General features: G+C 57.5%; 26 protein-coding genes. 18 read left to right on the top strand and 8 right to left on the bottom strand.

What is annotated here, in order from left to right; translation table 11 throughout:
* Positions 1 to 71: 71 nt before the first annotated feature.
* The gene (locus KGB21_RS13520) at positions 72 to 857 is read left to right on the top strand and encodes an outer membrane protein OmpK (protein WP_034151276.1); all 786 of its coding nucleotides are present in this window, start codon (positions 72 to 74) and stop codon (positions 855 to 857) included.
* Between the two features lie 89 nt (positions 858 to 946).
* On the opposite strand, the gene KGB21_RS13515 is transcribed toward KGB21_RS13520, so the two are convergent.
* Entirely contained in the window at positions 947 to 2,101 is a 1,155-nt protein-coding gene (locus KGB21_RS13515; RefSeq protein WP_223505405.1) for a patatin-like phospholipase family protein, read from the bottom strand.
* Between the two features lie 131 nt (positions 2,102 to 2,232).
* Positions 2,233 to 3,165 carry a lipid A biosynthesis lauroyl acyltransferase gene (locus tag KGB21_RS13510; protein ID WP_034151274.1) on the bottom strand — a complete coding sequence of 311 codons (933 nt, stop codon included), beginning with the start codon at positions 3,163 to 3,165 and terminating at the stop codon, positions 2,233 to 2,235.
* Between the two features lie 118 nt (positions 3,166 to 3,283).
* Between KGB21_RS13510 and minC the strand changes: the two genes are divergently transcribed.
* From minC to KGB21_RS13465, 9 genes are all read left to right on the top strand, one after another.
* Positions 3,284 to 4,021: a septum site-determining protein MinC gene (minC, locus tag KGB21_RS13505; RefSeq protein ID WP_034151388.1), complete on the top strand. Its 738-nt coding sequence runs from the start codon at positions 3,284 to 3,286 to the stop codon at positions 4,019 to 4,021.
* Between the two features lie 200 nt (positions 4,022 to 4,221).
* Positions 4,222 to 5,034 (top strand): septum site-determining protein MinD, encoded by an 813-nt coding sequence (gene minD, locus KGB21_RS13500; RefSeq protein ID WP_008056976.1) that lies wholly within the window; start codon positions 4,222 to 4,224, stop codon positions 5,032 to 5,034.
* 3 nt (positions 5,035 to 5,037) lie between these two features.
* Complete coding sequence (gene minE / locus KGB21_RS13495) at positions 5,038 to 5,292, top strand: cell division topological specificity factor MinE (protein WP_007974947.1); 255 nt, start codon at positions 5,038 to 5,040, stop codon at positions 5,290 to 5,292.
* Positions 5,293 to 5,482: 190 nt separating this feature from the next.
* A complete protein-coding gene (locus tag KGB21_RS13490) occupies positions 5,483 to 6,118 on the top strand; it encodes an RluA family pseudouridine synthase (RefSeq protein ID WP_034151500.1) in 636 nt (211 codons plus the stop codon).
* A 156-nt stretch (positions 6,119 to 6,274) separates the two neighbouring features.
* Positions 6,275 to 7,117, top strand: coding sequence for a hypothetical protein (locus KGB21_RS13485; RefSeq protein ID WP_034151499.1), 843 nt, complete (start codon positions 6,275 to 6,277; stop codon positions 7,115 to 7,117).
* 110 nt (positions 7,118 to 7,227) lie between these two features.
* On the top strand, positions 7,228 to 8,307 hold the full coding sequence (locus KGB21_RS13480; RefSeq protein WP_223505404.1) for a hypothetical protein: 1,080 nt from the start codon (positions 7,228 to 7,230) through the stop codon (positions 8,305 to 8,307).
* Positions 8,308 to 8,403: 96 nt separating this feature from the next.
* On the top strand, positions 8,404 to 9,693 hold the full coding sequence (locus KGB21_RS13475) for a M18 family aminopeptidase (RefSeq protein WP_034151497.1): 1,290 nt from the start codon (positions 8,404 to 8,406) through the stop codon (positions 9,691 to 9,693).
* 70 nt (positions 9,694 to 9,763) lie between these two features.
* Entirely contained in the window at positions 9,764 to 9,940 is a 177-nt protein-coding gene (locus KGB21_RS13470) for a hypothetical protein (protein WP_172668722.1), read from the top strand.
* A 77-nt stretch (positions 9,941 to 10,017) separates the two neighbouring features.
* A complete protein-coding gene (locus KGB21_RS13465; RefSeq protein WP_034151496.1) occupies positions 10,018 to 12,183 on the top strand; it encodes a mechanosensitive ion channel family protein in 2,166 nt (721 codons plus the stop codon).
* 32 nt (positions 12,184 to 12,215) lie between these two features.
* Here the strand turns inward: KGB21_RS13465 and KGB21_RS13460 are convergent, their stop codons facing one another.
* On the bottom strand, positions 12,216 to 12,929 hold the full coding sequence (locus KGB21_RS13460) for a UTRA domain-containing protein (protein ID WP_034151495.1): 714 nt from the start codon (positions 12,927 to 12,929) through the stop codon (positions 12,216 to 12,218).
* A 362-nt stretch (positions 12,930 to 13,291) separates the two neighbouring features.
* Between KGB21_RS13460 and KGB21_RS13455 the strand changes: the two genes are divergently transcribed.
* The 6 genes from KGB21_RS13455 to KGB21_RS13430 all read left to right on the top strand — a co-directional run bounded on the left by KGB21_RS13455 (position 13,292) and on the right by KGB21_RS13430 (position 18,593).
* A complete protein-coding gene (locus tag KGB21_RS13455) occupies positions 13,292 to 14,356 on the top strand; it encodes an ABC transporter substrate-binding protein (RefSeq protein WP_223505403.1) in 1,065 nt (354 codons plus the stop codon).
* Positions 14,357 to 14,483: 127 nt separating this feature from the next.
* Positions 14,484 to 15,290 carry an alkaline phosphatase family protein gene (locus KGB21_RS13450; RefSeq protein WP_034151493.1) on the top strand — a complete coding sequence of 269 codons (807 nt, stop codon included), beginning with the start codon at positions 14,484 to 14,486 and terminating at the stop codon, positions 15,288 to 15,290.
* Positions 15,287 to 16,132, top strand: a complete 846-nt coding sequence (locus tag KGB21_RS13445; RefSeq protein ID WP_034151492.1) for an ABC transporter permease — start codon at positions 15,287 to 15,289, stop codon at positions 16,130 to 16,132. The genes KGB21_RS13450 and KGB21_RS13445 overlap by 4 nt, the downstream gene beginning before the upstream one ends.
* Positions 16,119 to 16,919, top strand: coding sequence for an ABC transporter permease (locus KGB21_RS13440; RefSeq protein WP_034151491.1), 801 nt, complete (start codon positions 16,119 to 16,121; stop codon positions 16,917 to 16,919). The genes KGB21_RS13445 and KGB21_RS13440 overlap by 14 nt, the downstream gene beginning before the upstream one ends.
* Positions 16,916 to 17,905: an ABC transporter ATP-binding protein gene (locus KGB21_RS13435; RefSeq protein ID WP_034151490.1), complete on the top strand. Its 990-nt coding sequence runs from the start codon at positions 16,916 to 16,918 to the stop codon at positions 17,903 to 17,905. Before KGB21_RS13440 ends, KGB21_RS13435 begins: the two co-directional genes overlap by 4 nt.
* Before the next feature lie 34 nt (positions 17,906 to 17,939).
* Entirely contained in the window at positions 17,940 to 18,593 is a 654-nt protein-coding gene (locus KGB21_RS13430; protein WP_034151489.1) for an HAD family hydrolase, read from the top strand.
* A 106-nt stretch (positions 18,594 to 18,699) separates the two neighbouring features.
* On the opposite strand, the gene KGB21_RS13425 is transcribed toward KGB21_RS13430, so the two are convergent.
* Positions 18,700 to 19,662 (bottom strand): NAD(P)H-quinone oxidoreductase, encoded by a 963-nt coding sequence (locus tag KGB21_RS13425; RefSeq protein ID WP_034151488.1) that lies wholly within the window; start codon positions 19,660 to 19,662, stop codon positions 18,700 to 18,702.
* Positions 19,663 to 19,800: 138 nt separating this feature from the next.
* On the opposite strand from KGB21_RS13425, the gene KGB21_RS13420 reads away from it, so the two are divergent.
* Both KGB21_RS13420 and KGB21_RS13415 read left to right on the top strand, forming a co-directional pair.
* Positions 19,801 to 21,882, top strand: a complete 2,082-nt coding sequence (locus KGB21_RS13420) for a carboxy terminal-processing peptidase (protein WP_172668721.1) — start codon at positions 19,801 to 19,803, stop codon at positions 21,880 to 21,882.
* A gap of 118 nt (positions 21,883 to 22,000) precedes the next feature.
* Positions 22,001 to 23,791: a bifunctional diguanylate cyclase/phosphodiesterase gene (locus tag KGB21_RS13415; protein WP_223505402.1), complete on the top strand. Its 1,791-nt coding sequence runs from the start codon at positions 22,001 to 22,003 to the stop codon at positions 23,789 to 23,791.
* Between the two features lie 62 nt (positions 23,792 to 23,853).
* On the opposite strand, the gene KGB21_RS13410 is transcribed toward KGB21_RS13415, so the two are convergent.
* The 4 genes from KGB21_RS13410 to KGB21_RS13395 form a co-directional block, all read right to left on the bottom strand.
* Entirely contained in the window at positions 23,854 to 24,213 is a 360-nt protein-coding gene (locus KGB21_RS13410; RefSeq protein WP_223505401.1) for a hypothetical protein, read from the bottom strand.
* Positions 24,214 to 24,546: 333 nt separating this feature from the next.
* The gene (locus KGB21_RS13405; protein WP_223505400.1) at positions 24,547 to 24,963 is read right to left on the bottom strand and encodes a hypothetical protein; all 417 of its coding nucleotides are present in this window, start codon (positions 24,961 to 24,963) and stop codon (positions 24,547 to 24,549) included.
* 182 nt (positions 24,964 to 25,145) lie between these two features.
* Entirely contained in the window at positions 25,146 to 25,478 is a 333-nt protein-coding gene (locus KGB21_RS13400) for a hypothetical protein (RefSeq protein WP_223505399.1), read from the bottom strand.
* Positions 25,475 to 26,014 (bottom strand): RHS repeat-associated core domain-containing protein (locus KGB21_RS13395; RefSeq protein ID WP_223505398.1); only part of this gene is annotated, 540 nt, incomplete at its 5' end. The genes KGB21_RS13400 and KGB21_RS13395, both read right to left, overlap by 4 nt.

Raw genomic sequence — 26,014 nt, 5'->3', positions numbered from 1 at the left:
AAAAAGGCGCCACACCAGAGCGTCGACCTTAAAAAAATAACGTGAAACCACTACTTTTTGGGAGCAACCGAATGAAACGTACGTGCACTAGCCTGATGCTGGCGGGATCAATGCTGGCGGGGGGTCAGGCCATGGCCGGCGACTTGCTGCAATGGCAGAACAACAGCCTGACCTACCTCTATGGCAAGGACTTCCAGGTCAACCCGCGCATTCAGCAAACGGTGACCTTCGAACACGCCGACGGCTGGAAATACGGCGACAACTTCTTCTTCATCGACAAGATCTACTACAACGGCAAGGAAGACGCCTCCGCGGGTGAGAACACCCACTACGGCGAGCTCAGCCCGCGCCTGTCGTTCAACAAGATCTTCGATCAGAAGCTGGAATTCGGCCCGATCAAGGACGTCTTGCTGGCCATGACGTACGAGTTCGGTGAAAACGATACCGAGTCCTACCTGATCGGTCCGGGCTTTGACCTGGCCATCCCGGGCTTCGACTACTTCCAGCTGAACTTCTACAACCGCCACACCGAAGGCGACCGTCCGGGCGACAACATCTGGCAGGTCACGCCGGTCTGGTCCTACACCATTCCGGTGGGCGACTCGGACGTGCTGATCGACGGTTTCATGGACTGGGTGGTCGACAACGACGTCAACGACAAAGGCGAATACCACGCCAACCTGCACTTCAACCCACAGGTCAAATACGACCTCGGCAAGGCGTTGAATCTGGGTGCCAAACAGCTGTACGTCGGTGTCGAGTATGACTACTGGAAAAACAAATACGGTATCGAAGACAGCCAGGGCTTCAAGACCGATCAGAGCGTGACCAGCTTCCTGGTCAAGGTTCACTTCTGATTTAAAGACAAAAGATCGCAGGCTTCGCCAGCTCCTACATTGGAATGCGTTCCCTCTGTAGGAGCTGCCGAAGGCTGCGATCTTTTGATTTATGGCAACCCCAAAAACCGACTCAACTCTTCCTTCTTGGCCAACGCATCCCGCCGCCCCAAATCAATCAGTTCGCTGCAATACCCCGCCTCAAACAGCAAGTAACTCAACACCCCCGCCCCGCTGGTCTTGGTCGCCCCCGGCCCACGCAAAAACAGACGCAGCGCTGCCGGCAACTCCTGGCGATGACGCGCGGCAATCTCGTCGATTGGCTGACTCGGCGAAATCACCAAAACCTCCACAGGCGCCACGCCCAGCGCGCGGGTCGGTGTACCGTCGGGCATAAGCTGACTGAACTGATTCAACCGCTGCAGCAACTCGATATCGCTTTCCAGACTGTCAATGAACGTACTGTTGAGCATGTGCCCGCCAATCTGCGCCAGGGTCGGTTGTTGCCCGGTGTAAGCGCGTTGCAGCGGCTGCTCGGGATCAACGCCGCGAGGGTTGCCGCTGACGCCTACCACCAGCACTCGACTGGCGCCCAAGTGCAACGCTGGGCTGATCGGTGCCGATTGGCGCACCGCGCCGTCGCCGAAATACTCTTCGCCGATTTTCACCGGCGCGAACAGTAATGGAATCGCCGAACTGGCGAGCAAATGGTCGACAGACAATTGTGTGGGAATGCCAATTCGGCGATGGCGCAGCCAGGCGTCGATGGTGCCGCCACCCTGATAAAAGGTGACGGCCTGACCGGACTCATAGCCGAAGGCCGTCACGGCTACTGCGTGCAACTGCCTATGCGCGATGGCCTCGGCGATACCGTTCATCTGTAATTTGTCGTCGAGCAGATCGCGCAGGGGTGAGCTGTTGAGCAGCGCCACCGGGACCTGCGCGCCAAGGCCCAGCAAACTGTGACTGACAAACCGAGTGGCCTGGCTGATCACGCCCGGCCAGTCGCTGCGCAACACCAGATGACTGCGAAAGCCTTGCCAGAATGCGGTCAGCCGCTCGATCGCCGCGCGAAAATCCATCGCCCCGCTGGCCAGGCTGACCGCATTGATCGCCCCGGCGGAAGTGCCGACAATCACCGGAAAAGGGTTGTCCGCGCCCAACGGCAGCAACTCGGCAATCGCCGCCAGCACACCGACTTGATAAGCCGCCCGAGCCCCGCCGCCGGAAAGAATCAACCCTGTAACCGGTTCGCCTGGACTCATGCGCAACGCTCCATGGTGCTTGGTGGGATATCAACTGTAGAAGCGAGCCGGCTCCGGAACGGCGGGAGTCTGACACCCCACGGCGCTCTCAGTTTTTTCGCGAGCAGGCTCGCTCCTACAGGGATAGTGGATCAACCGCGTTTTGCGTACAGCTTGGGCTCGCCGGGTGGACGGCTCTTGAAGCGGCGATGCGCCCAGAGGTATTGCTCCGGGCAGTCGCGCAGGACGCCCTCGATCCACTGGTTGATGCGCAGGCAGTCGGCTTCTTCGGTTTCACCGGGAAAGCCTTCTAGCGGCGCATGGATCACCAGGCGATAGCCACTGCCGTCAGCCAGGCGCTCTTGCGTGAACGGCACCACCAGCGCCTTGCCCAGCCGTGCAAACTTGCTGGTGGCGGTGACGGTCGCGGCCTGAATGCCGAACAGCGGCACGAAGATACTTTGCTTGGCGCCGTAGTCCTGATCCGGTGCGTACCAGATCGCCCGGCCTGCGCGCAGCAATTTGAGCATGCCGCGTACGTCTTCACGCTCCACCGCCAGCGAGTCGAGGTTATGGCGCTCGCGCCCCTGGCGCTGGACGTAATCGAACAACGGATTTTTGTGTTCGCGGTACATGCCGTCGATGGTGTGCTGTTGACCCAGCAACGCCGCGCCGATTTCCAGCGTGGTGAAATGCACCGCCATCAGGATCACGCCTTTGCCTTCGCGCTGGGCCTGCTGCAAATACTCCAGCCCTTCAATATGGGCCAGCTTCGCCAGACGTTCGCGGGACCACCACCAGCTCATTGCCATTTCGAAGAAGGCAATGCCGGTAGAGGCAAAGTTTTCCTTGAGCAGGCGCTTGCGCTCGGCAGCGGACTTTTCCGGGAAACACAGTTCCAGATTGCGCTTGGCAATGCGCCGTCGGTCGCCGGCCGCTCGATACATCAAGGCGCCCAGAACACGACCGATCCACAGCAATGCCGGGTATGGCAACTGCACAATCAGCCACAACAGCCCCAGGCCACACCACAGCGGCCAGAAACGTGGAGAGAGAAATGCTGTTCGAAAACGCGGGCGATCCATTAACAGTTCCGTAAAGACAATGGCCGCGCATTCTACATCGTTCGACCCGGCTTGCGGCTCGCGGGCGTTCTCGTTATAAGTCTCGGCACTTTTAGTGACAAGTCGTTGTATGCCGACCATGAGCCAAACCGAACCGCTAGACCAAGATCCCGTGTTCCAGTTGAAGGGCAGTATGCTCGCCATTACGGTGCTGGAACTGGCCCGTAACGACCTCGAGGGTCTCGATCGGCAACTGGCCGCCAAGGTCGCCCAGGCGCCTGGCTTTTTCAGCAATGCGCCGCTGGTACTGGCCCTGGATAAACTTCCAGCCAATGAAGGTGCCGTCGATTTGCCGGGCCTGATGCGTGTGTGCCGCCAGCATGGCCTGCGCACCCTGGCGATCCGTGCCAGCCGCATCGAAGACATTGCTGCTGCCATCGCGGTCGACCTGCCGGTGCTGCCACCGTCCGGCGCCCGTGAACGCCCGCTGGACCTGAACGAAGGGGTCGTGGCGAAAAAACCGGAAAAACCACCGGAGCCAACGATCAAACCGACGAAAATCATCACTTCGCCAGTACGGGGTGGCCAGCAGATTTATGCCCAAGGCAGCGATCTGGTGGTGATCTCCTCGGTCAGCCCGGGGGCGGAACTTCTCGCCGATGGCAACATCCATGTATACGGCCCGATGCGTGGTCGTGTGTTGGCCGGGGTCAAAGGCGACACGAAAGCCAGGATTTTCTGTCAGCAAATGAGCGCTGAACTGGTCTCCATCGCCGGGCATTACAAGGTATCCGAAGATCTGCGCCGCGATCCTTTGTGGGGTTCGGGCGTGCAGGTCAGCCTGTCGGGCGATGTGTTGAACATCATTCGGCTTTAACGGATACTGCCGCATTTTCCAAGCATCTCTAAAACGTAGCGAAAACGGCTCAAACGAAGTAGGAAAAAGGCTACAAACAGTGTTTACCGGGGGTAAACGCCGTCTGCGGCCAAATTCCAGCCAAGGCTGTCCAACTGCAGTAGTTTTCAAGAGATGTTTTTCAGGGGCTAAAAGTCCTTTTTCCTTAGGGGTGAAACACCTTGGCCAAGATTCTCGTGGTTACATCCGGCAAGGGTGGTGTGGGTAAGACCACCACCAGCGCCGCTATCGGTACCGGCCTCGCTCTGCGCGGCCACAAAACAGTTATCGTCGACTTCGACGTCGGTTTGCGTAACCTCGACCTGATCATGGGTTGCGAGCGCCGCGTGGTGTATGACTTCGTCAACGTGGTGAACGGCGAAGCCAACCTGCAACAGGCCCTGATCAAAGACAAACGCCTGGAAAACCTTTACGTACTGGCCGCCAGCCAGACCCGCGACAAAGACGCGCTGACCGTCGAAGGCGTGGAAAAAGTCCTCATGCAACTCAAGGAAGACTTTGAGTTCGTGGTCTGCGACTCCCCGGCCGGCATCGAGAAAGGCGCCCACCTGGCCATGTACTTCGCTGACGAAGCGATCGTCGTGACCAATCCGGAAGTCTCCTCGGTACGTGACTCGGACCGCATGCTCGGCCTGCTGGCCAGCAAGTCCCGTCGCGCCGAACGCGGCGAAGACCCGATCAAGGAACACCTGCTGATTACCCGTTACCACCCTGAACGTGTGAGCAAAGGCGAAATGCTCGGCGTGGAAGACGTCAAGGAAATCCTCTCGGTGGCCCTGCTCGGCGTGATCCCTGAATCCCAGGCGGTGCTCAAGGCATCCAACCAGGGCGTTCCGGTGATTCTCGACGACCAGAGCGATGCCGGCCAGGCCTACAGCGATACCGTAGACCGCCTGTTGGGCAAAACCGTGGAACATCGTTTCCTCGATGTACAGAAGAAGGGATTCTTCGAGCGCCTGTTTGGAGGCAACTAAGCAATGAACCTTTTTGACTTCTTTCGTGCCAACAAAAAGCAAAGCACCGCGTCGGTAGCGAAAGAGCGTCTACAGATCATCGTGGCGCACGAACGCGGCCAACGCAGCACCCCGGACTACCTGCCAGCCTTGCAGAAGGAACTGGTCGAGGTGATTCGCAAGTACGTCAATATCGGGTCCGATGACGTGCATGTCGCACTGGAAAGCCAGGGCAGCTGCTCGATTCTGGAACTCAATATCACCCTGCCAGATCGCTAGTCGATCCGGCTGGAGCCACGGCGGCTCGATCACTTGAGCGCCCTATTTGTGTAGGAGCCGGCTTGCTGGCGATGGCATCAGCGCGTTGTATCAGATACAACGCGTCGCCTGCATCGCCAGCAAGCCGGCTCCTACAGGTAGGGAATCAAGTGATCGAGCCGCCGTTGGCGTTTGTTACGAGGCTGTTTTAATGCCGTTGTCCAACGTCCACATCATCCATCAGGACGCCGCCGTACTGGTGGTGAACAAACCGACCCTGTTGCTCTCCGTCCCTGGCAGGGCCGATGACAACAAGGACTGCCTGATTACCCGCCTGCAAGAAAACGGCTACCCGGAAGCGCGAATCGTCCACCGACTGGATTGGGAAACCTCCGGCATTATCCTGTTGGCCCGCGATCCCGATACGCACCGCGAACTGTCCCGGCAATTTCACGACCGCGAAACCGAAAAAGCCTACACCGCTCTGTGTTGGGGTCAGCCGGAACTCGACAGCGGCAGCATCGATTTGCCGCTGCGCTACGACCCGCCGACCAAGCCTCGCCATGTGGTCGACCACGAATTCGGCAAACATGCCCTGACCTTCTGGCGCGTGCTGGAACGTTGCGGTGACTGGTGCCGCGTGGAACTGACGCCGATCACCGGCCGCTCGCACCAGTTGCGCGTGCACATGCTGTCGATTGGTCATCCACTATTGGGTGACGGACTTTATGCCCATGAACAAGCACTGGCCGCCTGGCCACGACTGTGCCTGCACGCCAGCATGCTGAGTTTCACTCATCCACAAAGTGGTGAACGTTTACGCTTCGAGTGCCCTGCGCCGTTTTGAATGACTCACGGCTCACCTGAAAACGCCCTTCCAGTGAAGGGCGTTTTCATTTGTTGTTACAAATGCCCCGGCATAAAAATGGCGTGAAAAAATTGTCATATATTTGTAAAGAAACGTAAAATTGTGGCACTTCAGTATCAGGCAGGAAGCCCACTCGTGCTCAGCAGTAAAACGCTCCAAATCGACTACCCCGTCACCTTTACCTTCGGCAACACCACTCTGCATCTGAACGAACAGCCTAGCGGCGAAGCGCGACAAGCTCTCGAGAAACTCATAACGAAACGCAACGCGCAAAAACTCACCCGCGCGAGCGCGCCATTGGCTGCTGGTAAAACACCTTTGTTTGCCAAGGTCCAACCGCTGGATACGTTCAAGGCGAAAGTCCGGGTGACCTTGGGCAAACCACAGCGCAACGGCCGATTCGACTGGCCACTGGAAGAGCTGGCGAACACCTTCGAAGCACAACGTCGTGGCGTGCGGATGCCATCGCTGCAAGGCTTTGGCTATTCCAAGGACCGCTTGGGACTGACCCAGGAGTACTTCATTCTCACGCGCCTGCTCGATGATCATATTGACGGTGTGCAATGGCTTAAACGCAATCCGGACAAAGTCAAAGACTTCATTCTAGACGCCTTCGAGCTGCTCGATTCCCTGTCCCGCAAGAACATTACGCACATGGATTTCTGGGTGGGCAACATCATGATTCCGGAAACTTCGCGTAAACCGCTTCAAGCCATCGACTTTGAAAACTGCTTCGCCAGCAAAACCGCTCACATGAGTGAAACCCTGGGTTTCCAGCTTGGATTCTTCTATCGCCGCGACATCTACAAACTCATCACCGAAGCCGACTACGATCGCCTGGTTGATGACTACATCCGGGGACTCCCTGGCATCTCGCGGCAAAAATTCGATGAGGTGTACCACGCGAGCAAACATGAATATGTCGGTCGCAAGCAACGGCGGGAGGTTTTTCTCAGCGGCAGATTGATTACCGGCTGAAGTGGCTACTTACATTTGCAAAAACACCGCACAGCAGTGCACCCGCAACACCGCAGGGCAATACGTTAAACTTTCGCCTCTGCAGTCTGGAACTACTTAAGCGAGAAACGTTGAACCCACTCGAGAAAGCACCGCACCAGTTGCTCTACCTCATCTACGGCAACCAGGATGTTTACCGGCGCGAAGCCAAATTCAGCATGCTCACCGCCCTGGCCCAGCTCAAACGGGGCGAGTCGCTGTGCATCCGGGTCATGACGGATCGCCCGCAGGATTACGCGGGCTGGCCGGTTGATCCGATCGCCTTGAGCGATGAGACCATGACCCAATGGATGGGCGAAAACCGCTACCACCACCGACGCAAAGCCTGCGCCATTGCGCAAGGGCTGAAGCTGGCTGATAAAACCCTGTTCGTCGACACCGATACGCTGTTTCTCGAATCGCCCCATCGCGTTTTCGAACTCTTCGAGCCTGGGCGCTATGTGATGGACCGCTTCGAGTACGACTGGAGTTACGTCTGCGAGCGACCGGACTACGTCAAACTCGGACGCTGCCTGCAACCCTATGGCATCTCGTCCGAAAACAGTTTCAAGCTTTACAACAGTGGCCTATGCGGCGTCACCGCCAGCGACACCCCGTTGCTTGAAGAATCGATCCGGCTGATCGACGAGTGGACGCAAGACTCGTTCGACATCCATACCATCGAGCAAATCGCCCTGTCTTTCGCGATGCGTGACAAGCCTGTTCAGCAAGCGAAAAAATTCATCTATCACTACTTCGCTGAAAAACGCTTCTTTCATGCCATGCAGAAGCACTTTTTCACCCGTCATGGTGAAAGGTTTCGCTCCGAGCTGCCGACCCTCTGCACCGAAGTGCCGCGCTGCAAACCCGTCCCTTCCCCCTGGCAGCGCCTGCGTATCAAGTGGAAGTTACGCAATAAAGGCAAGCACATGAAAAAGGTCGCCCGCGACCTGTTGTACGGAAGCGCGGTGCCCGACCACCCCTATTACGAAGTGTGCCGTCATGAATGGTGGGAATCGGCCTCCCGCGAGATTTTGCGTTGGGACGAAGCCAAGCAGAAAAGCTTCTTCGGCCCGCAGAAAGGCCATTGGCCAAAACATCTGCCCAAGCCTGCAAAGTCCACTGACGAACAGACCATCATCAAATATCTGCGCGAACGGATGGCGCATTAACGGCCAGGCACCAGTCCGTTTCCCGGCGATGAAAGCACTTGCCCAATGCGCCGGGCCAATACGTTAAACTGGCGCCATTGCTGTCTGGAGTTTCTTATGCGCGAAGAGTTGAACCAAGGCCTGATCGACTTTCTCAAGGCCTCCCCTACCCCGTTTCATGCCACCGCCAGCCTCGTTCAGCGTCTGGAAGCGGCGGGCTATCAACGCCTCGACGAGCGTGAACCATGGCACACCGAAGCCAATGGTCGTTACTACGTCACCCGTAACGACTCTTCGATCGTCGCCGTCAAAATGGGCCGCCATTCGCCGCTGCACGGCGGCATTCGCCTGGTCGGCGCCCACACTGACAGTCCGTGCCTGCGGGTCAAGCCGCAACCGGAACTGCAACGTCAGGGTTTCTGGCAGTTGGGCGTCGAAGTCTACGGCGGCGCCCTGCTGGCCCCGTGGTTCGACCGCGACCTGTCGCTGGCTGGCCGCGTGACCTTCCGCCGCGACGGTAAAGTCGAAAGCCAATTGATCGACTTCAAGGCACCGATCGCAATCATCCCGAACCTGGCCATTCACCTCAACCGTGAAGCCAACATGGGCTGGGCGATCAACGCCCAGACCGAATTGCCGCCGGTGCTCGCGCAATTTGCCGGCGACGAGCGCGTGGACTTCCGCGCCGTGCTCACTGACCAACTTGCCCGCGAACACGGCCTGAACGCCGACGTCGTGCTGGATTACGAACTGAGTTTCTACGACACCCAAAGCGCTGCCGTCATTGGCCTGCATGGCGACTTCATCGCCGGCGCGCGCCTGGACAACCTGCTGTCGTGCTACGCCGGCCTGCAAGCATTGCTGACCGCTGACACCGACGAAACCTGCGTGCTGGTCTGCAACGATCATGAAGAAGTCGGTTCATGCTCGGCGTGTGGCGCCGATGGCCCGATGCTGGAGCAGACGTTGCGTCGCCTGCTGCCCGAAGGTGATGAATTCGTGCGCACCATTCAGAAATCCTTGCTGGTCTCGGCCGACAATGCCCACGGCGTACACCCGAACTACGCCGACAAGCATGACGCCAACCATGGCCCGAAACTCAACGCCGGCCCGGTGATCAAGGTCAACAGCAACCAGCGCTACGCCACCAACAGCGAAACCGCCGGGTTCTTCCGCCACCTGTGCATGGCCGAAGAAGTGCCGGTGCAAAGCTTCGTGGTGCGCAGCGACATGGGTTGCGGCTCGACCATCGGCCCGATCACCGCCAGTCATTTGGGCGTGCGCACCGTGGACATCGGCTTGCCGACCTTCGCCATGCACTCGATCCGTGAACTGTGCGGCAGCCATGACCTGGCGCACCTGGTCAAAGTGCTGAGCGCGTTCTACGCCAGCCGCGAGCTGCCGTAATAGACCTGTAGGAGCTGCCGCAGAAAAGCCACCTAAACTTTAACTATCCTTTTCCGACAAGGCAGTCACCATGATCTCGCTCTCCTCCTTCCACGGCATGCTGATCCCGATTCTTTCCGGGATGCTCCTGCTGGCAATCGGCTTCAATTTTCGTGACAAGAATGCTGGCGTGCTCGCCATGTGGATCGGCATGCTGACCATCTTCGCCACTGTAGTAATCAAGATCCTCGCCAAACTCAACGAATAAATCCTCCCGCCGACTCGCATTGGTTTTGCGGGGCTCGTACACTCGGTCGACCCGCTCACTCCGAGGTTGACCGCCTAGTGTTCGCTCGTCTTTTCGCCCTGCCCTGCTTTTTCCTTGTCTGCCTCATGACGCTGCTGCCGATGGCGCCTGCCCAGGCGGTCGGTTTGCCAGGCTTGCTCAACAGCTCGGCGAAGCCCCAGCCTGAGGCGCAGGAACCCCTCGGGCAATCCCTCGACGAAGTGATCAAGTCGTTGGAGAACGATCAGCAGCGCACCAAGCTGCTGGCGGATTTGAAGAAGCTGCGCGACGCCACCAAAAAAGCCCAACCGGCCGCCGAAGAGGGCGTGTTGGGTTTGATTGGCGGGACGCTGGCCAGTTTCGAAAAGCAATTTACCGGAGCCGACAGCCCGCTCACTCGCTGGTCCAATGAGTTCGACCTGGCCAAAGATGAACTGACGGCGCTGGTATTGCCGGCCAATGAATGGCTGCCGATCATCTTCGCTTTCGCCATGATCCTGATGGTCTGGAGCCTGCTGGCTGCGGCGCTGATCTGGGTCAGCCATCGGGTGCGGATGCGCTTCGGCCTGACCGAAGAACTGCCGCAACACCCAAGGGCCCTGGACATGTTGCGCTTCGCCCTGCGCAAACTGGGGCCATGGCTGATTGCCTTGGTTATCACCGTTTACATGAGCTACGCATTGCCTTCGTCCTTGGGCAAAAGTCTGGCGATGGTGCTGGCTTATGCGCTAGTGGTCGGCACCTGTTTTTCAGCGATCTGCGTGATTGCTTTTTCCTTGCTCGACGGTCCGCACCGCCACCGCGCCTTGTACATTTTGCGGCATCAAGCCTTTCGGCCATTGTGGCTGATCGGCAGTTTCGCCGCGTTTGGCGAAGCCCTGAACGATCCGCGTTTGATCGACAGCCTTGGCGTGCATCTGGCGCATACCGCCGCGACGGTGGCCAACGTGTTGGCGGCGCTATCCACCGGATTGTTCATCCTGCGTTTCCGCCGGCCGATTGCCCACTTGATCCGCAACCAGCCATTGTCCCGGCGCCTGACCCGCCGCGCCCTCAGCGACACCATCGATATTCTCGGCACCTTCTGGTACGTTCCGGCGCTGGTACTGGTGGGGATTTCACTGTTCGCCACGTTCGTTTCGGCCGGCGATACCAGTACAGCACTGCGTCAATCGCTGATCTGCACCGTGCTGCTGGTGTTGTGCATGGTCATCAACGGGCTGGTGCGCCGCCACGCCCTGAAACCGCAACGCGGCGTAAAGCGGCACGCGCTGTATTCGGAACGTCTGAAAAACTTCTTCTATACCCTCGCCCACCTGTTGGTATGGCTGGCCTTCATCGAGCTCGGTCTGCGGGTCTGGGGCATGTCGCTGATCACGTTCACCGAAGGTGAGGGCCATGAAATCAGCGTCAAACTGTTCAGCCTTGCCGGCACGCTGATCTTTGCCTGGCTGATCTGGATTCTCAGCGACACCGCCGTGCACCACGCCCTCACTCGCTCGCGCAAAGGCTTGGCCAACGCCCGTGCGCAGACGATGATGCCGCTGATCCGCAACGTGCTGTTCGTGGCCATCTTCATCATCGCGCTGATCGTTGCCCTGGCGAACATGGGCATGAACGTCACGCCGCTGCTGGCCGGTGCCGGTGTGATCGGCCTGGCCATCGGTTTCGGTGCGCAATCGCTGGTGGCCGACCTGATCACCGGGCTGTTCATCATCATCGAAGACTCCCTGGCCATCGACGACTATGTGGACGTCGGCGGGCACCTGGGCACGGTCGAAGGCCTGACCATTCGCACCGTGCGTCTGCGGGACATCGATGGCATCGTCCACACCATTCCGTTCAGTGAAATCAAAAGCATCAAGAACTACTCCCGGGAATTCGGCTACGCGATCTTCCGGGTCGCGGTGCCGGCCAGCATGGACATCGACAACGCAATCAAACTGATGCGCGAAGTCGGCCAGAAAATGCGCACCGACCCGCTGCAACGACGCAATATCTGGTCGCCGCTGGAGATTCAGGGTGTGGAAAGTTTCGAGTCGGGCAATGCGATTCTTCGCGCCCGTTTTAAGACAGCGCCGATCAAGCAGTGGGAAGTTTCGCGGGCGTTCAACCTGTCACTCAAACGGCATCTGGATGAAGCGGGACTGGACTTGGCGACGCCGCGCATGAGCGTACAAGTCGTCACAGCTGGCGGCGGGCCGCAACAGGACCAACCTTTATAGGAGCAGCCTGCGGCAGCTCCTACAGAACATCGTCAGACTACGTCCACTCCGACATGAATCGCATCATGTCGCCAAAACTCCAGATCGCAGTCGATCAACCGTTCATGCTGGTCGTAGTTGACCCGGGCAATGCGCAAGCCCGGGCTCCCCACCGACACCCGCAAAGCCGCCGCCGCATCCACCGACAATGCCGTCGGTACGATCTCGAAACGCACGCGGCCGTAGTGCAAATCGTAGTGCCGCGCATACAACTCGGTGATCGACTGATTCAGATCGAAATCGAGAATCCCCGGGAAATACTGCGGATTCAAATAGTGCTCCACGTACAACACCAACCGCCCATCGATCCGCCGAGAACGGCAGATCTGAATCACGCTCGACAGTGCCGGCAGCTGCAACCACGCACAGACCGCCGCCGACGCCGGCTGCAATCGCGCAGAGATCACTTCGGTTGACGGCACCCGCCCCTGGGCGCTGACCATCGCGTGGAAGTGACTGCGCTGCATCAAGTTGTAAGCCAGGCGCGGGGGCGAAACGAACCAGCCGCGACGCTCCTCGCGATAAATCTGCCCTTGGGCCTCCAACTGCAACAACGCCTCACGCACCGTGATCCGCGTTGTTCCGAACAACTCACTGAGCTTGCGCTCGGCCGGTAACTTGCTGCCGGCCGTCAGCAACCCGTGATCGAGCTGCTCCTGAAGCACCTGGCCGATGGCTGTCACCGCTTTTGTTGCCTCATCACGCATCAACGTTACCTATCTGGACTAGACCAGCACTGTTTCAGGGCGGAACCGCACACCAAATCGGTTCTTTCAGCATCCTGCAAGCGTAGGCAGTGCAGATGACTGATAGATGACAAACCACCGAACGGTCATTTCAGCACTGATTTAAAAACCTGCAAATACATCGGCCATAAGCCAGGTATAGCGGGCTATTGCCCATGGTCTACGCTTACCGAGACCCCGCCAATTCCGGGCTAACAAAAGTCCTGCCGGGCGACGAGCGACATCAAAGTGTCATCGAGCCCCCTTAGATTGGCTCAGGTATTGCTGACCTAGACCAACACAACCGCAATCGCAGCGTTGAAAACGCCCATAGGAGCTTCGGAATGAAACAGCTTTTCCTGGCATCACTGTTAGGCTCGACCATTGCCATGTGCACCGCCGCCATGGCGGCTGATGATTTGAAAACCCTGGAAGCCGCTGCGAAAGCGGAAGGCGCAGTCAACAGCGTCGGCATGCCCGATGACTGGGCCAACTGGAAAGGCACCTGGGACGACCTGGCCAAGAACTACGGCCTGAAACACATCGACACCGACATGAGCTCGGCCCAGGAAATCGCCAAGTTCGCCGCTGAAAAAGACAACGCCAGCGCCGACATCGGCGACGTCGGTGCCGCTTTCGGCCCGATCGCGGTCAAACAAGGCGTGGTGCAACCGTACAAACCGACCACCTGGGCGCAGGTTCCGGATTGGGCCAAGGACAAGGACGGCAACTGGGCACTGGCCTACACCGGCACCATCGCCTTTATCGTCAATAAAAAGCTGCTGCACGGCTCCGATGTACCGACCAAATGGGCTGACCTCAAGTCTGGCAAATACAAGGTGTCCATCGGTGACGTGAGCACCGCTGCCCAAGCCGCCAACGGTGTACTGGCTGCAGCCTTGGCCAACGGTGGTGACGAGAAAAACCTGCAACCTGCGTTGCTGATGTTTGCCGACATCGCCAAGCAAGGTCGCCTGTCGATGGCCAACCCGACCATCGCCACCATGGAAAAAGGCGAAATCGAAGTCGGCGTGGTCTGGGACTTCAACGGCCTGAGCTACAAAGCCAAAATGGCCAACCCGGATGACTACGTGGTGTTGATCCCGTCCGACGGCTCGGTGATTTCCGGCTACACCACCATCATCAACAAATACGCGAAGAACCCGAACGCCGCCAAGCTGACCCGCGAGTACATCTTCAGCGACGCCGGCCAGATCAACCTGGCAAAAGGCAACGCCCGTCCGATCCGTGCCGAGCACATCACCCTGCCGGAAGACGTAAAGGCCAAGCTGCTGCCTAACGAGCAGTACAAAAAGGTTACGCCGATCAAGGACGCGGACGCGTGGGAGAAAACCTCCAAGGCTTTGCCGCAGAAGTGGAACGAAGAAGTCATCGTCGAAATGAAGTAATGCTTCATCTGTAGGAGCCGGCTTGCTGGCGATCCCCGACACCTCGGTCCCACTGGGCACCATGGTGATCCAATCGCCAGCAAACCGGCTCCTACAGGTTTGAGAGAACCCACGGAGTTCCTCCCCTATGAAACACAACGTCATCCTTGTCGTGCTCGACGGCCTCAACTACGAAGTCGCCCGCCACGCCATGGGACACCTGCAGGCTTACGTCGGCGCAGGACGCGCAGCGCTCTATAAGCTGGAATGCGAGTTGCCGGCCCTGTCCCGTCCTCTTTACGAATGCATCCTGACCGGCGTCACGCCGATCGTCAGTGGCATCGTTCACAACAATGTTTCGCGCCTGTCGAACCAGCGCAGCATCTACCACTACGCCAAGGATGCCGGGCTGAAAACCGCAGCGGCGGCGTATCACTGGGTCAGTGAGTTGTATAACCGTTCGCCCTTCGTCGAGGCCCGGGACCGTCACACCGACAACCCCGACCTGCCGATCCAGTACGGGCATTTCTACTGGAGCGATCACTACCCCGACTCGCACCTGTTCGCCGACGCCGAAAACCTGCGCCTGCGCCATTCGCCGAATTTCCTGCTTGTTCACCCGATGAACATCGACGACGCCGGGCACAAGCACGGTCTCGATACTCCGCAATACCGCAACAGCGCACGTTTCGCCGACATTTTCCTCGCCGACTATCTACAAGGCTGGCTCGACGCCGGTTACCAGGTACTCGTGACCGCCGATCACGGCATGAACAACGACCGCTCCCATAACGGCTTGCTGCCCGAAGAACGCGAAGTGCCGCTGTTCGTCCTCGGCGATGCCTTCAGTTTCAACACCAATGCCACACCGAAACAGACTGAAATCTGCGGCACCGTTTGCGAACTGCTGGGCGTGCCCCACGACAAACCTGTGTGCCGGGAGTTGCTCAAGTGAGCTCCATCACCCGTGGCAAATGGCTGGCGGCCTTGTGCCTGGTGCCCTTCGCACTGTTCTTTATCGTGTTTGAAATTGCCCCGTTGGTGTGGGTCATGATCAACAGCCTGGAATCGGAAGAGTTCGGCTGGGGCCTGGCCAACTTCACCAAGATCTTCAGCTCGAAGTTTTACCTGCAAGCGATCCAGTACAGCCTCGAAATCAGTTTCTGGTCCAGCGTATTCGGAATCATCATTGCGGTGCTCGGCGCCTACTCCCTGCGCCGGGTCGACTCGAAACTGCGCAACTTCGTCAACGCCTTCGCCAACATGACCAGCAACTTCGCCGGCGTGCCTTTGGCCTTCGCCTTTATCATTTTGCTGGGCTTCAACGGCAGCTTCACCATCATGCTCAAGCAAGCCGGGATCATTCAGGACTTCAACCTGTACTCGAAAACCGGGCTGATCATTCTCTACACCTACTTCCAGATTCCACTGGGCGTGCTGCTGCTCTATCCGGCCTTCGACGCGCTGCGTGAAGACTGGCGCGAGTCCGCGGCGCTGCTCGGCGCGAACGGCTGGCAGTTCTGGCGCCACATCGGCCTGCCGGTGCTGACCCCGGCGCTGCTCGGCACCTTCGTGATCCTGCTGGCCAACGCCCTCGGCGCCTATGCCACGGTGTACGCCTTGACCACCGGCAACTTCAACGTGTTGCCGATTCGCATCGCAGCAATGGTGTCGGGCGACATTTCCCTGGACCCGAACCTGGCCAGTGCCCTGGCCGTAGTCCTGGTGGCGTTGATGACCCTGGTGACCATCGTGCATCAACTGTTGTTGAAGAGGAGCTACCATGTCTCGCGCTGAACTGGGGCCTGCCGGCATCTACCATCGCGTGGTGGTTTACCTGCTGTTTGCCATTCTGTTGTTGCCGCTGCTCGGCACCTTCATCTACTCGATTTCCAGCAGTTGGTCGGCAACCATTCTGCCCAGTGGTTTCAGTATCAAGTGGTATGCGCAACTGTGGAGCGATCCGCGTTTTCTCAATGCTTTCGGGCAATCGTTGCTGGTCTGTATCGGCGCGCTGATCCTGTCGGTGGTGTTGATTCTGCCGCTGCTGTTCGTGGTGCATTACCACTTCCCGAAACTCGATGCGCTGATGAACATCCTGATCCTGCTGCCCTTCGCCGTGCCGCCCGTAGTGTCGTCGGTAGGGTTGCTGCAGCTCTATGGTTCCGGGCCGTTTGCGATGGTCGGGACGCCGTGGATTCTGATCGGTTGTTACTTCACCGTGGCGCTGCCCTTCATGTACCGGGCGATCACCAACAACCTGCAAGCGATCAACCTGCGCGACTTGATGGACTCCGCCCAATTGCTTGGCGCCAGCACTTTTCAGGCTGCGTTCCTGGTGGTGCTGCCGAACCTGCGCAAGGGCCTGATGGTGGCGTTGCTGCTGTCGTTCTCGTTCCTGTTCGGTGAGTTCGTGTTCGCCAACATCCTCGTCGGCACCCGTTACGAAACCCTGCAGGTCTACCTAAACAACATGCGCAACAGCAGCGGTCACTTCACCAGTGCGCTGGTGATTTCCTACTTCTTCTTTGTGCTGGTCTTGACCTGGATCGCCAATATCTTGAACAGGGACAAAAGCGAATGAGCTATGTCAGCGTCCAACATCTTCAAAAGAATTACGCAGGCACCACGGTGTTCAGCGACATCAATTGCGAGATCCAGAAAGGCGAATTCGTCACCCTGCTTGGCCCGTCAGGTTGCGGCAAATCGACACTGCTGCGTTGCATCGCCGGGCTGACGTCGGTGGATGGCGGCAAGATCCTTCTCGACAATCAGGACATCGTGCCACTGAGCCCGCAAAAACGCGGGATCGGCATGGTGTTCCAGAGTTACGCGTTGTTCCCCAACATGACCGTCGAGCAGAACGTCGCCTTCGGCCTGCGCATGCAGAAGGTCAACGCCGACGACAGCCAAAAGCGCGTTGCCGAAGTGCTGAAACTGGTGGAACTCAATGAGTTTGCCGCCCGTTATCCGCATCAACTGTCCGGTGGCCAATGCCAGCGTGTCGCCCTCGCCCGCTCGCTGGTGACCCGGCCGCGTTTGTTGCTGCTGGATGAACCGCTGTCGGCCCTCGATGCGCGGATTCGCAAGCACTTGCGCGAACAGATCCGTCAGATCCAGCGCGAACTGGGCTTGACTACGATCTTCGTCACACACGATCAGGAAGAAGCCCTGACCATGTCTGACCGGATTTTCCTGATGAATCAGGGAAAAATCGTACAAAGCGGCGACGCCGAAACCTTGTACACCGCGCCTGTGGATGTGTTCGCGGCGGGTTTCATCGGCAATTACAATCTGCTGGACGCCGACAGCGCGACGAAACTGCTGCAACGCCCAATCAACCACCGCATCGCCATTCGCCCGGAGGCCATCGAACTGAGCCTCAACGGCGAACTGGACGCGCAAGTGCGCAGCCACAGCCTGCTGGGCAACGTGATTCGCTATCGGGTCGAAGCCCGGGGCGTGGAATTGGTGGTGGACGTGCTCAATCGCTCGGCGACCGATCTGCATCCCGATGGTCAGCGCCTGGCGCTTTCCATCGATCCGACGGCCCTGTGTGAGGTAGCCTGATGACTTTGCTGATGTTGAAGAGAGAACTGCACTGATGGCCCTGGCAATTTTTGATCTGGACGAAACCCTGATCCACGGCGACTGCGCCACCCTCTGGAGCGAGCAAATGGGCCGCCTGGGCTGGGTCGATCCCGAGTCGTTCATGCGCAAGAACAACGAGCTGATGGATGCCTACAGCCACGGCAAGTTGCGCATGGAAGAGTACATGGAGTTCAGCCTGGAACCGATGATCGGCCGCACGCCGCAAGAGGTCGAGCATCTGGTCGGCCCGTGGGTGGAAGACTTCATCGAACCGATTATCTTCAGCGACGCGACCAAAACCATCGCCGCCCACCGCAAGGCCGGCGACCGCATCCTGGTGATCTCCGCTTCGGGCACGCACTTGGTCGGACCGATCGCAGAACGCCTGGGCATCGACGAGATTCTCGGGATCGAACTGGAAGTGGCACACGGGGTTTATACCGGCCACACCGTGGGCACCCTGACTTATCGCGAGGGCAAAATCACTCGGTTGCTGGAATGGCTGGATGCGGAGGAGGAGAACCTCGAGGGGGCGAGTTTCTACTCGGACTCACGCAATGATTTGCCGTTGTTGCTGAAAGTGGATTACCCGCACGTGGTGAATCCCGATCCGGTGCTACTGGAGCATGCCGAAAAGGCCGGCTGGCCGATCCACATCTGGAAGTAACCGAGAACCTGTAGGAGCTGGCTTGCCAGCGATGAACGATAACGCGGTCAGCCAGACAAACCGCGTCGCCTCAATCGCTAGCAAGCCAGCTCCTACAGAGCAGAGATCAGTTCAGGCTCTCGTCAATCACCAACACCAACTTCCCCGCCACCTTGTTACTCGCCAACTCCGCAAACGCCGCTTCGGCATCCTTGATCGGGAAAGCCTTGGCCAACTGCGGGCTCAAGCGCCCTTCGGCAAACAACGGCCAGACATGCTGGCTCAGATCACTGAACAGATCGGCCTTGAATTGATCGTCACGACTGCGCAGGGTCGAACCCAGCAGTTGCACTCGCTTGGCCAGCACCTGCGCCAGATCCAGCTTCGCTTCGCGACCACCCATCAGACCGATCAGCACCCAACGGCCATCGAGTGCCATCAACTTCAGGTTCAACGCCGCGTAATTGCCCCCCACCGGGTCGAGAATGACATCGAACGGACCCAGGTCGGTCAGGCTTTCCAGATCACCGGTGCGCACCACGCCACCCTGGGCACCCAGCTTTTCGCAATAAGCCAGGCGCTCGGCGGAACCAACGCTGACCCAGCAAGGGTTACCGAACGCTTTGCACAGCTGAATGGCAGCTGAACCGATTCCACTTGCTCCGGCGTGCAGGAGAACTTTCTCACCCGGTTTGAGCGCCGCCAGTTGAAACAAATTCAACCAGACGGTTGCGTACACTTCCGGCAACGCTGCCGCTTCCGCCAACGACATTTCGTCGGGAACCGGCAGCACGTGCCGTCCGTCGACAACCACCTCTTCAGCCATCCCGCCCCCGGCCAGCAAGGCGCAAACCCGATCGCCCACCTGCCAGGACGACCCCGCGCCGACCTCGCTGATCACCCCGGAACACTCAAGACCCAGCACCTGGCTGGCCCCCGGCGGTGGCGGATAGAGGCCTGCCTTCTGCAACAAATCGGCGCGATTGAGACCCGCTGCCGCCACACGAATGCGAACTTGCCCCACATCACATGCAGGACTGGGCTCTTCAACCCACTCCACTTGACCGTCAACGCCTTGCAATGCTTTCACAGTGCCTCCATAGTGAGTCTGGACTGAGCCCGAAGCTGTAGCGCCGGGCTTTTTGCATTATGCGACCGGCCCATGTGGAACCGGCGACTTCAAAGACGGCCTAATATGCGTTATCAATTGTCCCCGCGTCGAATCAACATGAAGCGTTTGTTCCCCAGCACCGCCCTCGCCCTAATCATCGGTATCGGCCTGTTGCCGATGTCGAGCAGTTCTTTCGCAGCCAATAGCTGGGACAAGCTCCAACCCGATCGTGACGAAGTCATCGCCAGTCTGAACGTCGTTGAGTTGCTCAAGCGCCACCACTACAGCAAGCCGCCGCTCGACGACGCGCGCTCGGTGATCATCTACGACAGCTACCTCAAGCTGCTGGATCCGTCGCGCAGCTACTTCATGGCCAGCGACATCGCCGAATTCGACAAGTGGAAGACGCAGTTCGACGACTTCCTCAAAAGCGGCGACCTCAACGCCGGGTTCACCATCTACAAGCGCTACCTGGACCGCGTCAAAGCGCGTCTGGACTTCGCCCTTGCCGAGTTGAACAAGGGCGTCGACAAGATCGACTTCAATACCAAGGAAACCTTGCTGATCGACCGCAAGGACGCTCCTTGGCTCAAATCCACCGCAGAACTCGACGACCTGTGGCGCAAACGCGTCAAGGATGAAGTGCTGCGGCAGAAGATCGCCGGCAAGGATTCCAAGCAGATCCAGGAAACCCTGACCAAGCGCTACAAGAACCAACTTGCGCGTCTGGACCAGACCCGCGCGGAAGATATCTTCCAGGCTTACATCAACACCTTCGCGATGTCCTACGACCCGCACACCAATTATCTGTCGCCGGATAACGCGGAAAACTTCGACATCAACATGAGCCTGTCCCTCGAGGGCATCGGCGCCGTGTTGCAGAGCGATAACGATCAAGTAAAAGTCGTACGCCTGGTACCGGCAGGCCCGGCCGACAAGACCAAGCTGGTTGCACCGGCCGACAAGATCATTGGCGTTGCCCAAGGCAACAAAGAGATGGTCGACGTGGTTGGCTGGCGTCTGGATGAAGTGGTCAAGCTGATCCGTGGTCCGAAAGGCACCGTGGTGCGCCTGGAAGTGATTCCGGCCAGCAATGCGCCGAACGACCAGACCAGCAAGATCGTGCCGATCACCCGTGAAGCGGTGAAGCTTGAAGATCAGGCCGTGAAAAAATCGGTGCTGAATCTGAAACAGGACGGCAAGGACTACAAACTCGGCGTCATCGAGATCCCGGCCTTCTACCTGGACTTCAAGGCCTTCCGTGCTGGCGATCCGGACTACAAGAGCACCACCCGCGACGTCAAGAAACTGCTGACCGAATTGCAGAAAGACAAAGTCGACGGCGTGGTCATCGACCTGCGCAACAATGGTGGCGGTTCCTTGCAGGAAGCCACCGAACTGACCAGCCTGTTCATCGACAAAGGCCCGACCGTACTCGTGCGTAATGCCGATGGCCGCGTCGATGTCCTGGAAGATGAAAACCCGGGCGCGTTCTACAAAGGCCCGATGGCGTTGCTGGTCAACCGCTTGTCCGCCTCGGCTTCGGAGATTTTCGCCGGCGCCATGCAGGACTACCACCGTGCCCTGATTATCGGTGGCCAGACCTTCGGTAAAGGCACCGTGCAGACCATTCAGCCGCTGAACCATGGCGAGCTGAAACTGACGCTGGCCAAGTTCTACCGGGTTTCCGGCCAGAGCACTCAGCATCAGGGCGTACTGCCGGATATCGATTACCCGTCGATCATCGACACCAAGGAAATCGGCGAAAGTGCCCTGCCGGAAGCCATGCCGTGGGACACCATCCGCGCGGCCATCAAGCCTGCGGTCGACCCGTTCAAACCGTACATCACCCAACTCAAGTCCGAGCATGACGTGCGTACGGCCAAGGACGCGGAGTTCGTGTTCATCCGCGACAAACTGGCCCTGGCTCAGAAGCTGATGAACGAAAAAACCGTCAGCCTCAATGAAACCGAACGTCGCGCCCAACACGCGGATATCGAAGCCAAGCAACTGGCCATGGAAAACATCCGTCGCAAGGCCAAGGGCGAAGAGCCGCTCAAAGAGCTGAAAAAAGAAGACGAAGACGCCATCGCGGCCGAGCCGGACAAGACCAAACCAGAAGACGACGCCTACCTGAGCGAGACCGGGCGCATTCTGTTGGACTACCTGAAACTCAACACCGCGGTAGCGAAACACTAAGGTGATGGCAATTTAATGCTGACGCTCCCCGGAGCGTCATCAAACAGTCATCATTCTGTCGTGAAATAGAGGGCTGGGAGCTTAGGTTCCCAGCCCTTTTTTATCGCCAGAGATCGCCATGACCACAACCGAGCAGCTGAGTGCCTTGAGTTCAATCCTGACTCAAAGCGGTTTACACAGCCTGTTCCAACCGATCATTTGCCTCTCTGAACGACGGATCCTCGGCTACGAAGCCCTCAGCCGCGGCCCTTCCAACAGCCCGCTGCACTCCCCTGTCGCCCTGTTCGCCGTTGCCCGCCAGGCTGGCCGCTTGAGTGAACTGGAAATCGCCTGCCGGCAGAGCGCTTGCCGACGTTTCAACGAACAGCAACTACCCGGCAAACTGTTCCTCAACGTCTCGCCAGAATCCCTGCTCGAAGCCGCGCACCAACCCGGCCGCACCCTGCAACTGCTGCAGGATTTCGGCATCCCGCCGAATCAGGTGGTAATCGAACTCACCGAACAGACCCCGACCGACGACTTCGAACTGCTGCAAACCGCCTTGCATCACTATCGGGCGATGGGTTTTTCCATTGCCCTGGACGACTTGGGTGCTGGCTATTCGAGTTTGCGTCTATGGTCCGAGCTGCGTCCGGACTATGTAAAGATTGATCGGCACTTTATCGACGGCATTCATCAGGATGCCCTCAAGCGTGAATTCGTCGGCTCGATTCTGCAAATCGCCAAAGCTTCTCGGGCGCAAGTGATCGCCGAAGGGATCGAGTTGCCGGAAGAGCTCGCCGTGTTGACCGAGATGGGTGTAGATCTGGTGCAGGGATATTTGCTCTGTCGGCCACAAGAGCACCCTCCCCGTGACGCTCGCACCCTGATGCCAAGGCACGACAATTCCATCGTGACGCTGAACGACGAAGGCAGCGACCTCAGCGCCCTGCTCAACGACCAACCCGCAGTGGCCCGCAACACCCCGACCGCCACAGTGCTCGAAGCCTTCCGCCGCCAGGCCAACCTGAATTCGCTGGCGGTGCTTGATGAGCATGACCAACCTTGCGGCATCGTCCATCGGCATTCACTCTCCGATGCCCTGCTCAAGCCGTTCGCCACCGACCTGTTCGCCCGCAAACCCATCAGCCGATTGATGAACGATGACTTCCTGGCCGTGGAGATGAGCCAGTCGCTGCAACAGGTCAGCCGTTTGATCACCAGCCGCGCCCGGCAACGCATCGAAGAAGACTTCATCATCACCCTCAACGGCAGCTACCTGGGCCTGGGTCGGGTAATCGACGTGCTCAAGCTGATTACCGAACTCAAGATCCAACAAGCCCGCTACGCCAACCCACTGACCTTGCTGCCGGGCAACGTGCCAATCCAGCAATGCCTCACGCGGCTGTTGCAACAGCAACGGGAATCAGTGATCTGCTACGTCGACATCGACAGCTTCAAACCCTTCAACGACATCTACGGCTACGGCCGTGGCGACGAAGTCCTGCTCTGCCTGGCGCAATGCCTGAACGACCGCGTCGACCCGTCCCGCGACTTCGTCGGCCATATCGGCGGCGACGACTTCCTGCTGGTACTCGGCCCGGAAGAGTGGCGCAAACGCTTGAACCAACTCCTCGACGACTTCCAGAGCCAGTGCCGCCGCTTCTACCGAAACGAACACCTCGAAGCCGGCTGCTTCATCGCCCCGAATCGCCAGGGTGTACGCCAGGAGTTTCCGTTGTTGTCACTCTCCATTGGTGTGGTGCATTTGCATCCACAGGCCTGTAGACAACTGGATGCCAGTCAGTTGGCGGAGATGGCTTCGCAGGCTAAACACCATGCGAAGAATGTGCAGGGGTATAGTGTGCATGTGATTGATAGCCTCACTGCCCCTGACCTTCATTCAACGCAGCTCATCGGCCAACGCTAATTTCCCGATCACCACAATCCCCCCGCGAAATGACTAGCTCAATCAGCCTAACTGTTTCGGCTTTACCCCGCCTTTGGGTCTTCGGTGTGATACTTCAATAAGCAACTTAACAAAACCTGCATAAACTGACGTTGATCCTCTACATCATCATCAAAATAGGTTGTAATTTTTGTGAATACAGCATCAAAGGTGTCACCAATCTCCAAGTAGTATTTCAGGGTGTCAATACACCACTCGCGCCCCTGAAAACTATAATAAAGAAACTCAGGTCTCATAAGAATATCGAACAATTCAGCAAGCTCTTCCTTGTCATTGACATTCTTAGAAACAATAATCTTTTCACGAGCATCGTTGTGAGTATTTTCTATATCAAATAGAAAAAGCAGACCACGTAGAACAAAATATTCAGGCTTACGTTTCATTCCATAAATTCCGTATAAGAGGTTATCGGCCGAGCGACACCATCAAGGATTACTATCGCATGTGTTTGCTGTCCGTAAACTACTCCCCCTCTTTTGTACCCCTCACCAACAACCTTACCCATATCCATCGGTCCCTTTGACGCCATTTGCCCATTTCGCCTGAAAATAAGCTGAGCACGATGTATGGCATTCAGCTGGTCTCGATAAGAAGAATGTGCAGGGGTTTAGCGTGCATTTGATTGATAGTTTGGCGGTGGCGGAGCCGCAAGGTGCGTGGTTGATGGGGCAGCGGTGATTGCCGGAAGCTATCCTCCCCAGAAATTTATCGACGACTCACCAGAAAGATCGATCTTCAAGGCCTGCTGTGAGAAGGTCTTCCTTCCAAACTTCTTGAGCGAATGTGTGCACATCCTGAAAAAACTCCCGAGGGTTCTCCAACTCATACCATTCGCCACGAGGCCAACTCGATGCTTCGTCCTCATCGATTTCGAACAAACGTTGAAAGTCGTAGCTTAGATCAGCCAACTTATTCGCTAATGACTCCACCAATACAAGCTTATGCCGGTAGGACAAGCACCCTAGATTCAAGCTGTATTTTTTAATCAGCTCCGCCCTGTCACTCTTATTATTCGGATCGTAAATCTCTAACTCCACGCCCCGAGTTTCTTCGCGATCATAAACATTGAACCCTCCAATAAACCACATGAGATCAGGTTCGAATTGCTCATTTACGAACGGGTCTAGCAACATCACTTTCTCTCCGTTGGAAAAGCTGTATAGGGACGCTTCGTATCATGTTTATCAAACTTTACTTCAAATCAATTCACCCATGCTGCAACGGAATGGCGCATACCGAAGCGAAGTCGCTGAGGATCCACGGCTCGCACTCGATCGACTCTCACATAGACAGATTTTCAGGTGAAGCTTTCTCTCTATTTGCCAGTGTCACCACCGCATTCCGTTTCGAAAACACTGTTGATTTTTTTTTGCGCTTGGACTAGTGCCCCTATTAGCAAAGGAATTGTGGTGGCTTCTGAAAAAAAAACTGGGTCATTCCAGTCATAGTCCCTTATGACTCTTATTTGAAACAGGCCATCAAGATCGAACGAGGGGTACCAACCGACATCTAGCAAAATCGATGAGGGGTACTTCACCTGCAGCATATCTTCTTTGAGATCACCGGCTTGAGTAGATAGATCCTCGCTTGCCAACAAAGACAGATCGTCGTGAGAAATTTCCCCGGTAATGAACGCCAGATCAATCATTTTTTGAGCTTCCTGAATTCACTTTCTGAAATTGGATGTCCGTGGATCGTTCGAGCACTCAACTCAATGCGTACCCAGCGACTCAGCTTTCCTTCACTTGCACCAATTTCTGATTCATATTCTTTGATTTTCCATGATTTACCATTAGTAACTGGTAGACCAGTGTTATAGGCATCACGCTCTAGGCTTTCAACGTCAGTACCTGATTTGTACTTCGCGGGGCCCGATTTTGTTGAGTTTATTGTTTGCTTCCAAGTCATGTTTTTTGATGGCATGTGCTTGTAACCGTGCGGAGTCCAATCTACTTGGCTCGGAAAAGGGACCTTTGGCTCTCCAGAATTAACTTTAGTCCCATCCACTCCATCCGGCACCGAACAACCCGGCTTATTGGCCCCCGGACAATTCCCGCTCAACCCCAACGGATCCACCCACCCCGTCGGGTTCGGCGTATACCGATAGGCATTCAACCCACCCGCCAACTTCACCGGATCCGGCGTCAGATAGCGCCCCGTATCCGGCTGGTAATACCGATGCCG

This window comes from Pseudomonas sp. GL-RE-29 (assembly GCF_019947275.1).
Classification (GTDB): domain Bacteria; phylum Pseudomonadota; class Gammaproteobacteria; order Pseudomonadales; family Pseudomonadaceae; genus Aquipseudomonas; species Aquipseudomonas fluorescens_A.
The sequence above is the reverse complement of the archived record's forward strand: the minus strand, read 5'-3'. Positions and strand labels throughout refer to the sequence as shown.

Coding starts and splice junctions, on each gene's coding strand:
- minE (WP_007974947.1), top strand. CDS start 5,038: ATGAACCTTTTTGACTTCTTTCGTGCCAACAAAAAGCAAAGCACCGCG.
- minC (WP_034151388.1), top strand. CDS start 3,284: ATGAGCCAAACCGAACCGCTAGACCAAGATCCCGTGTTCCAGTTGAAG.
- KGB21_RS13475 (WP_034151497.1), top strand. CDS start 8,404: ATGCGCGAAGAGTTGAACCAAGGCCTGATCGACTTTCTCAAGGCCTCC.
- KGB21_RS13410 (WP_223505401.1), bottom strand. CDS start 24,213: ATGAAACGTAAGCCTGAATATTTTGTTCTACGTGGTCTGCTTTTTCTA.
- KGB21_RS13450 (WP_034151493.1), top strand. CDS start 14,484: ATGAAACACAACGTCATCCTTGTCGTGCTCGACGGCCTCAACTACGAA.
- KGB21_RS13435 (WP_034151490.1), top strand. CDS start 16,916: ATGAGCTATGTCAGCGTCCAACATCTTCAAAAGAATTACGCAGGCACC.
- KGB21_RS13415 (WP_223505402.1), top strand. CDS start 22,001: ATGACCACAACCGAGCAGCTGAGTGCCTTGAGTTCAATCCTGACTCAA.
- KGB21_RS13400 (WP_223505399.1), bottom strand. CDS start 25,478: ATGATTGATCTGGCGTTCATTACCGGGGAAATTTCTCACGACGATCTG.
- KGB21_RS13490 (WP_034151500.1), top strand. CDS start 5,483: ATGCCGTTGTCCAACGTCCACATCATCCATCAGGACGCCGCCGTACTG.
- KGB21_RS13460 (WP_034151495.1), bottom strand. CDS start 12,929: ATGCGTGATGAGGCAACAAAAGCGGTGACAGCCATCGGCCAGGTGCTT.
- KGB21_RS13430 (WP_034151489.1), top strand. CDS start 17,940: ATGGCCCTGGCAATTTTTGATCTGGACGAAACCCTGATCCACGGCGAC.
- KGB21_RS13515 (WP_223505405.1), bottom strand. CDS start 2,101: ATGAGTCCAGGCGAACCGGTTACAGGGTTGATTCTTTCCGGCGGCGGG.
- KGB21_RS13455 (WP_223505403.1), top strand. CDS start 13,292: ATGAAACAGCTTTTCCTGGCATCACTGTTAGGCTCGACCATTGCCATG.
- KGB21_RS13405 (WP_223505400.1), bottom strand. CDS start 24,963: ATGTTGCTAGACCCGTTCGTAAATGAGCAATTCGAACCTGATCTCATG.
- KGB21_RS13440 (WP_034151491.1), top strand. CDS start 16,119: ATGTCTCGCGCTGAACTGGGGCCTGCCGGCATCTACCATCGCGTGGTG.
- KGB21_RS13470 (WP_172668722.1), top strand. CDS start 9,764: ATGATCTCGCTCTCCTCCTTCCACGGCATGCTGATCCCGATTCTTTCC.
- KGB21_RS13510 (WP_034151274.1), bottom strand. CDS start 3,165: ATGGATCGCCCGCGTTTTCGAACAGCATTTCTCTCTCCACGTTTCTGG.
- KGB21_RS13420 (WP_172668721.1), top strand. CDS start 19,801: ATGAAGCGTTTGTTCCCCAGCACCGCCCTCGCCCTAATCATCGGTATC.
- KGB21_RS13520 (WP_034151276.1), top strand. CDS start 72: ATGAAACGTACGTGCACTAGCCTGATGCTGGCGGGATCAATGCTGGCG.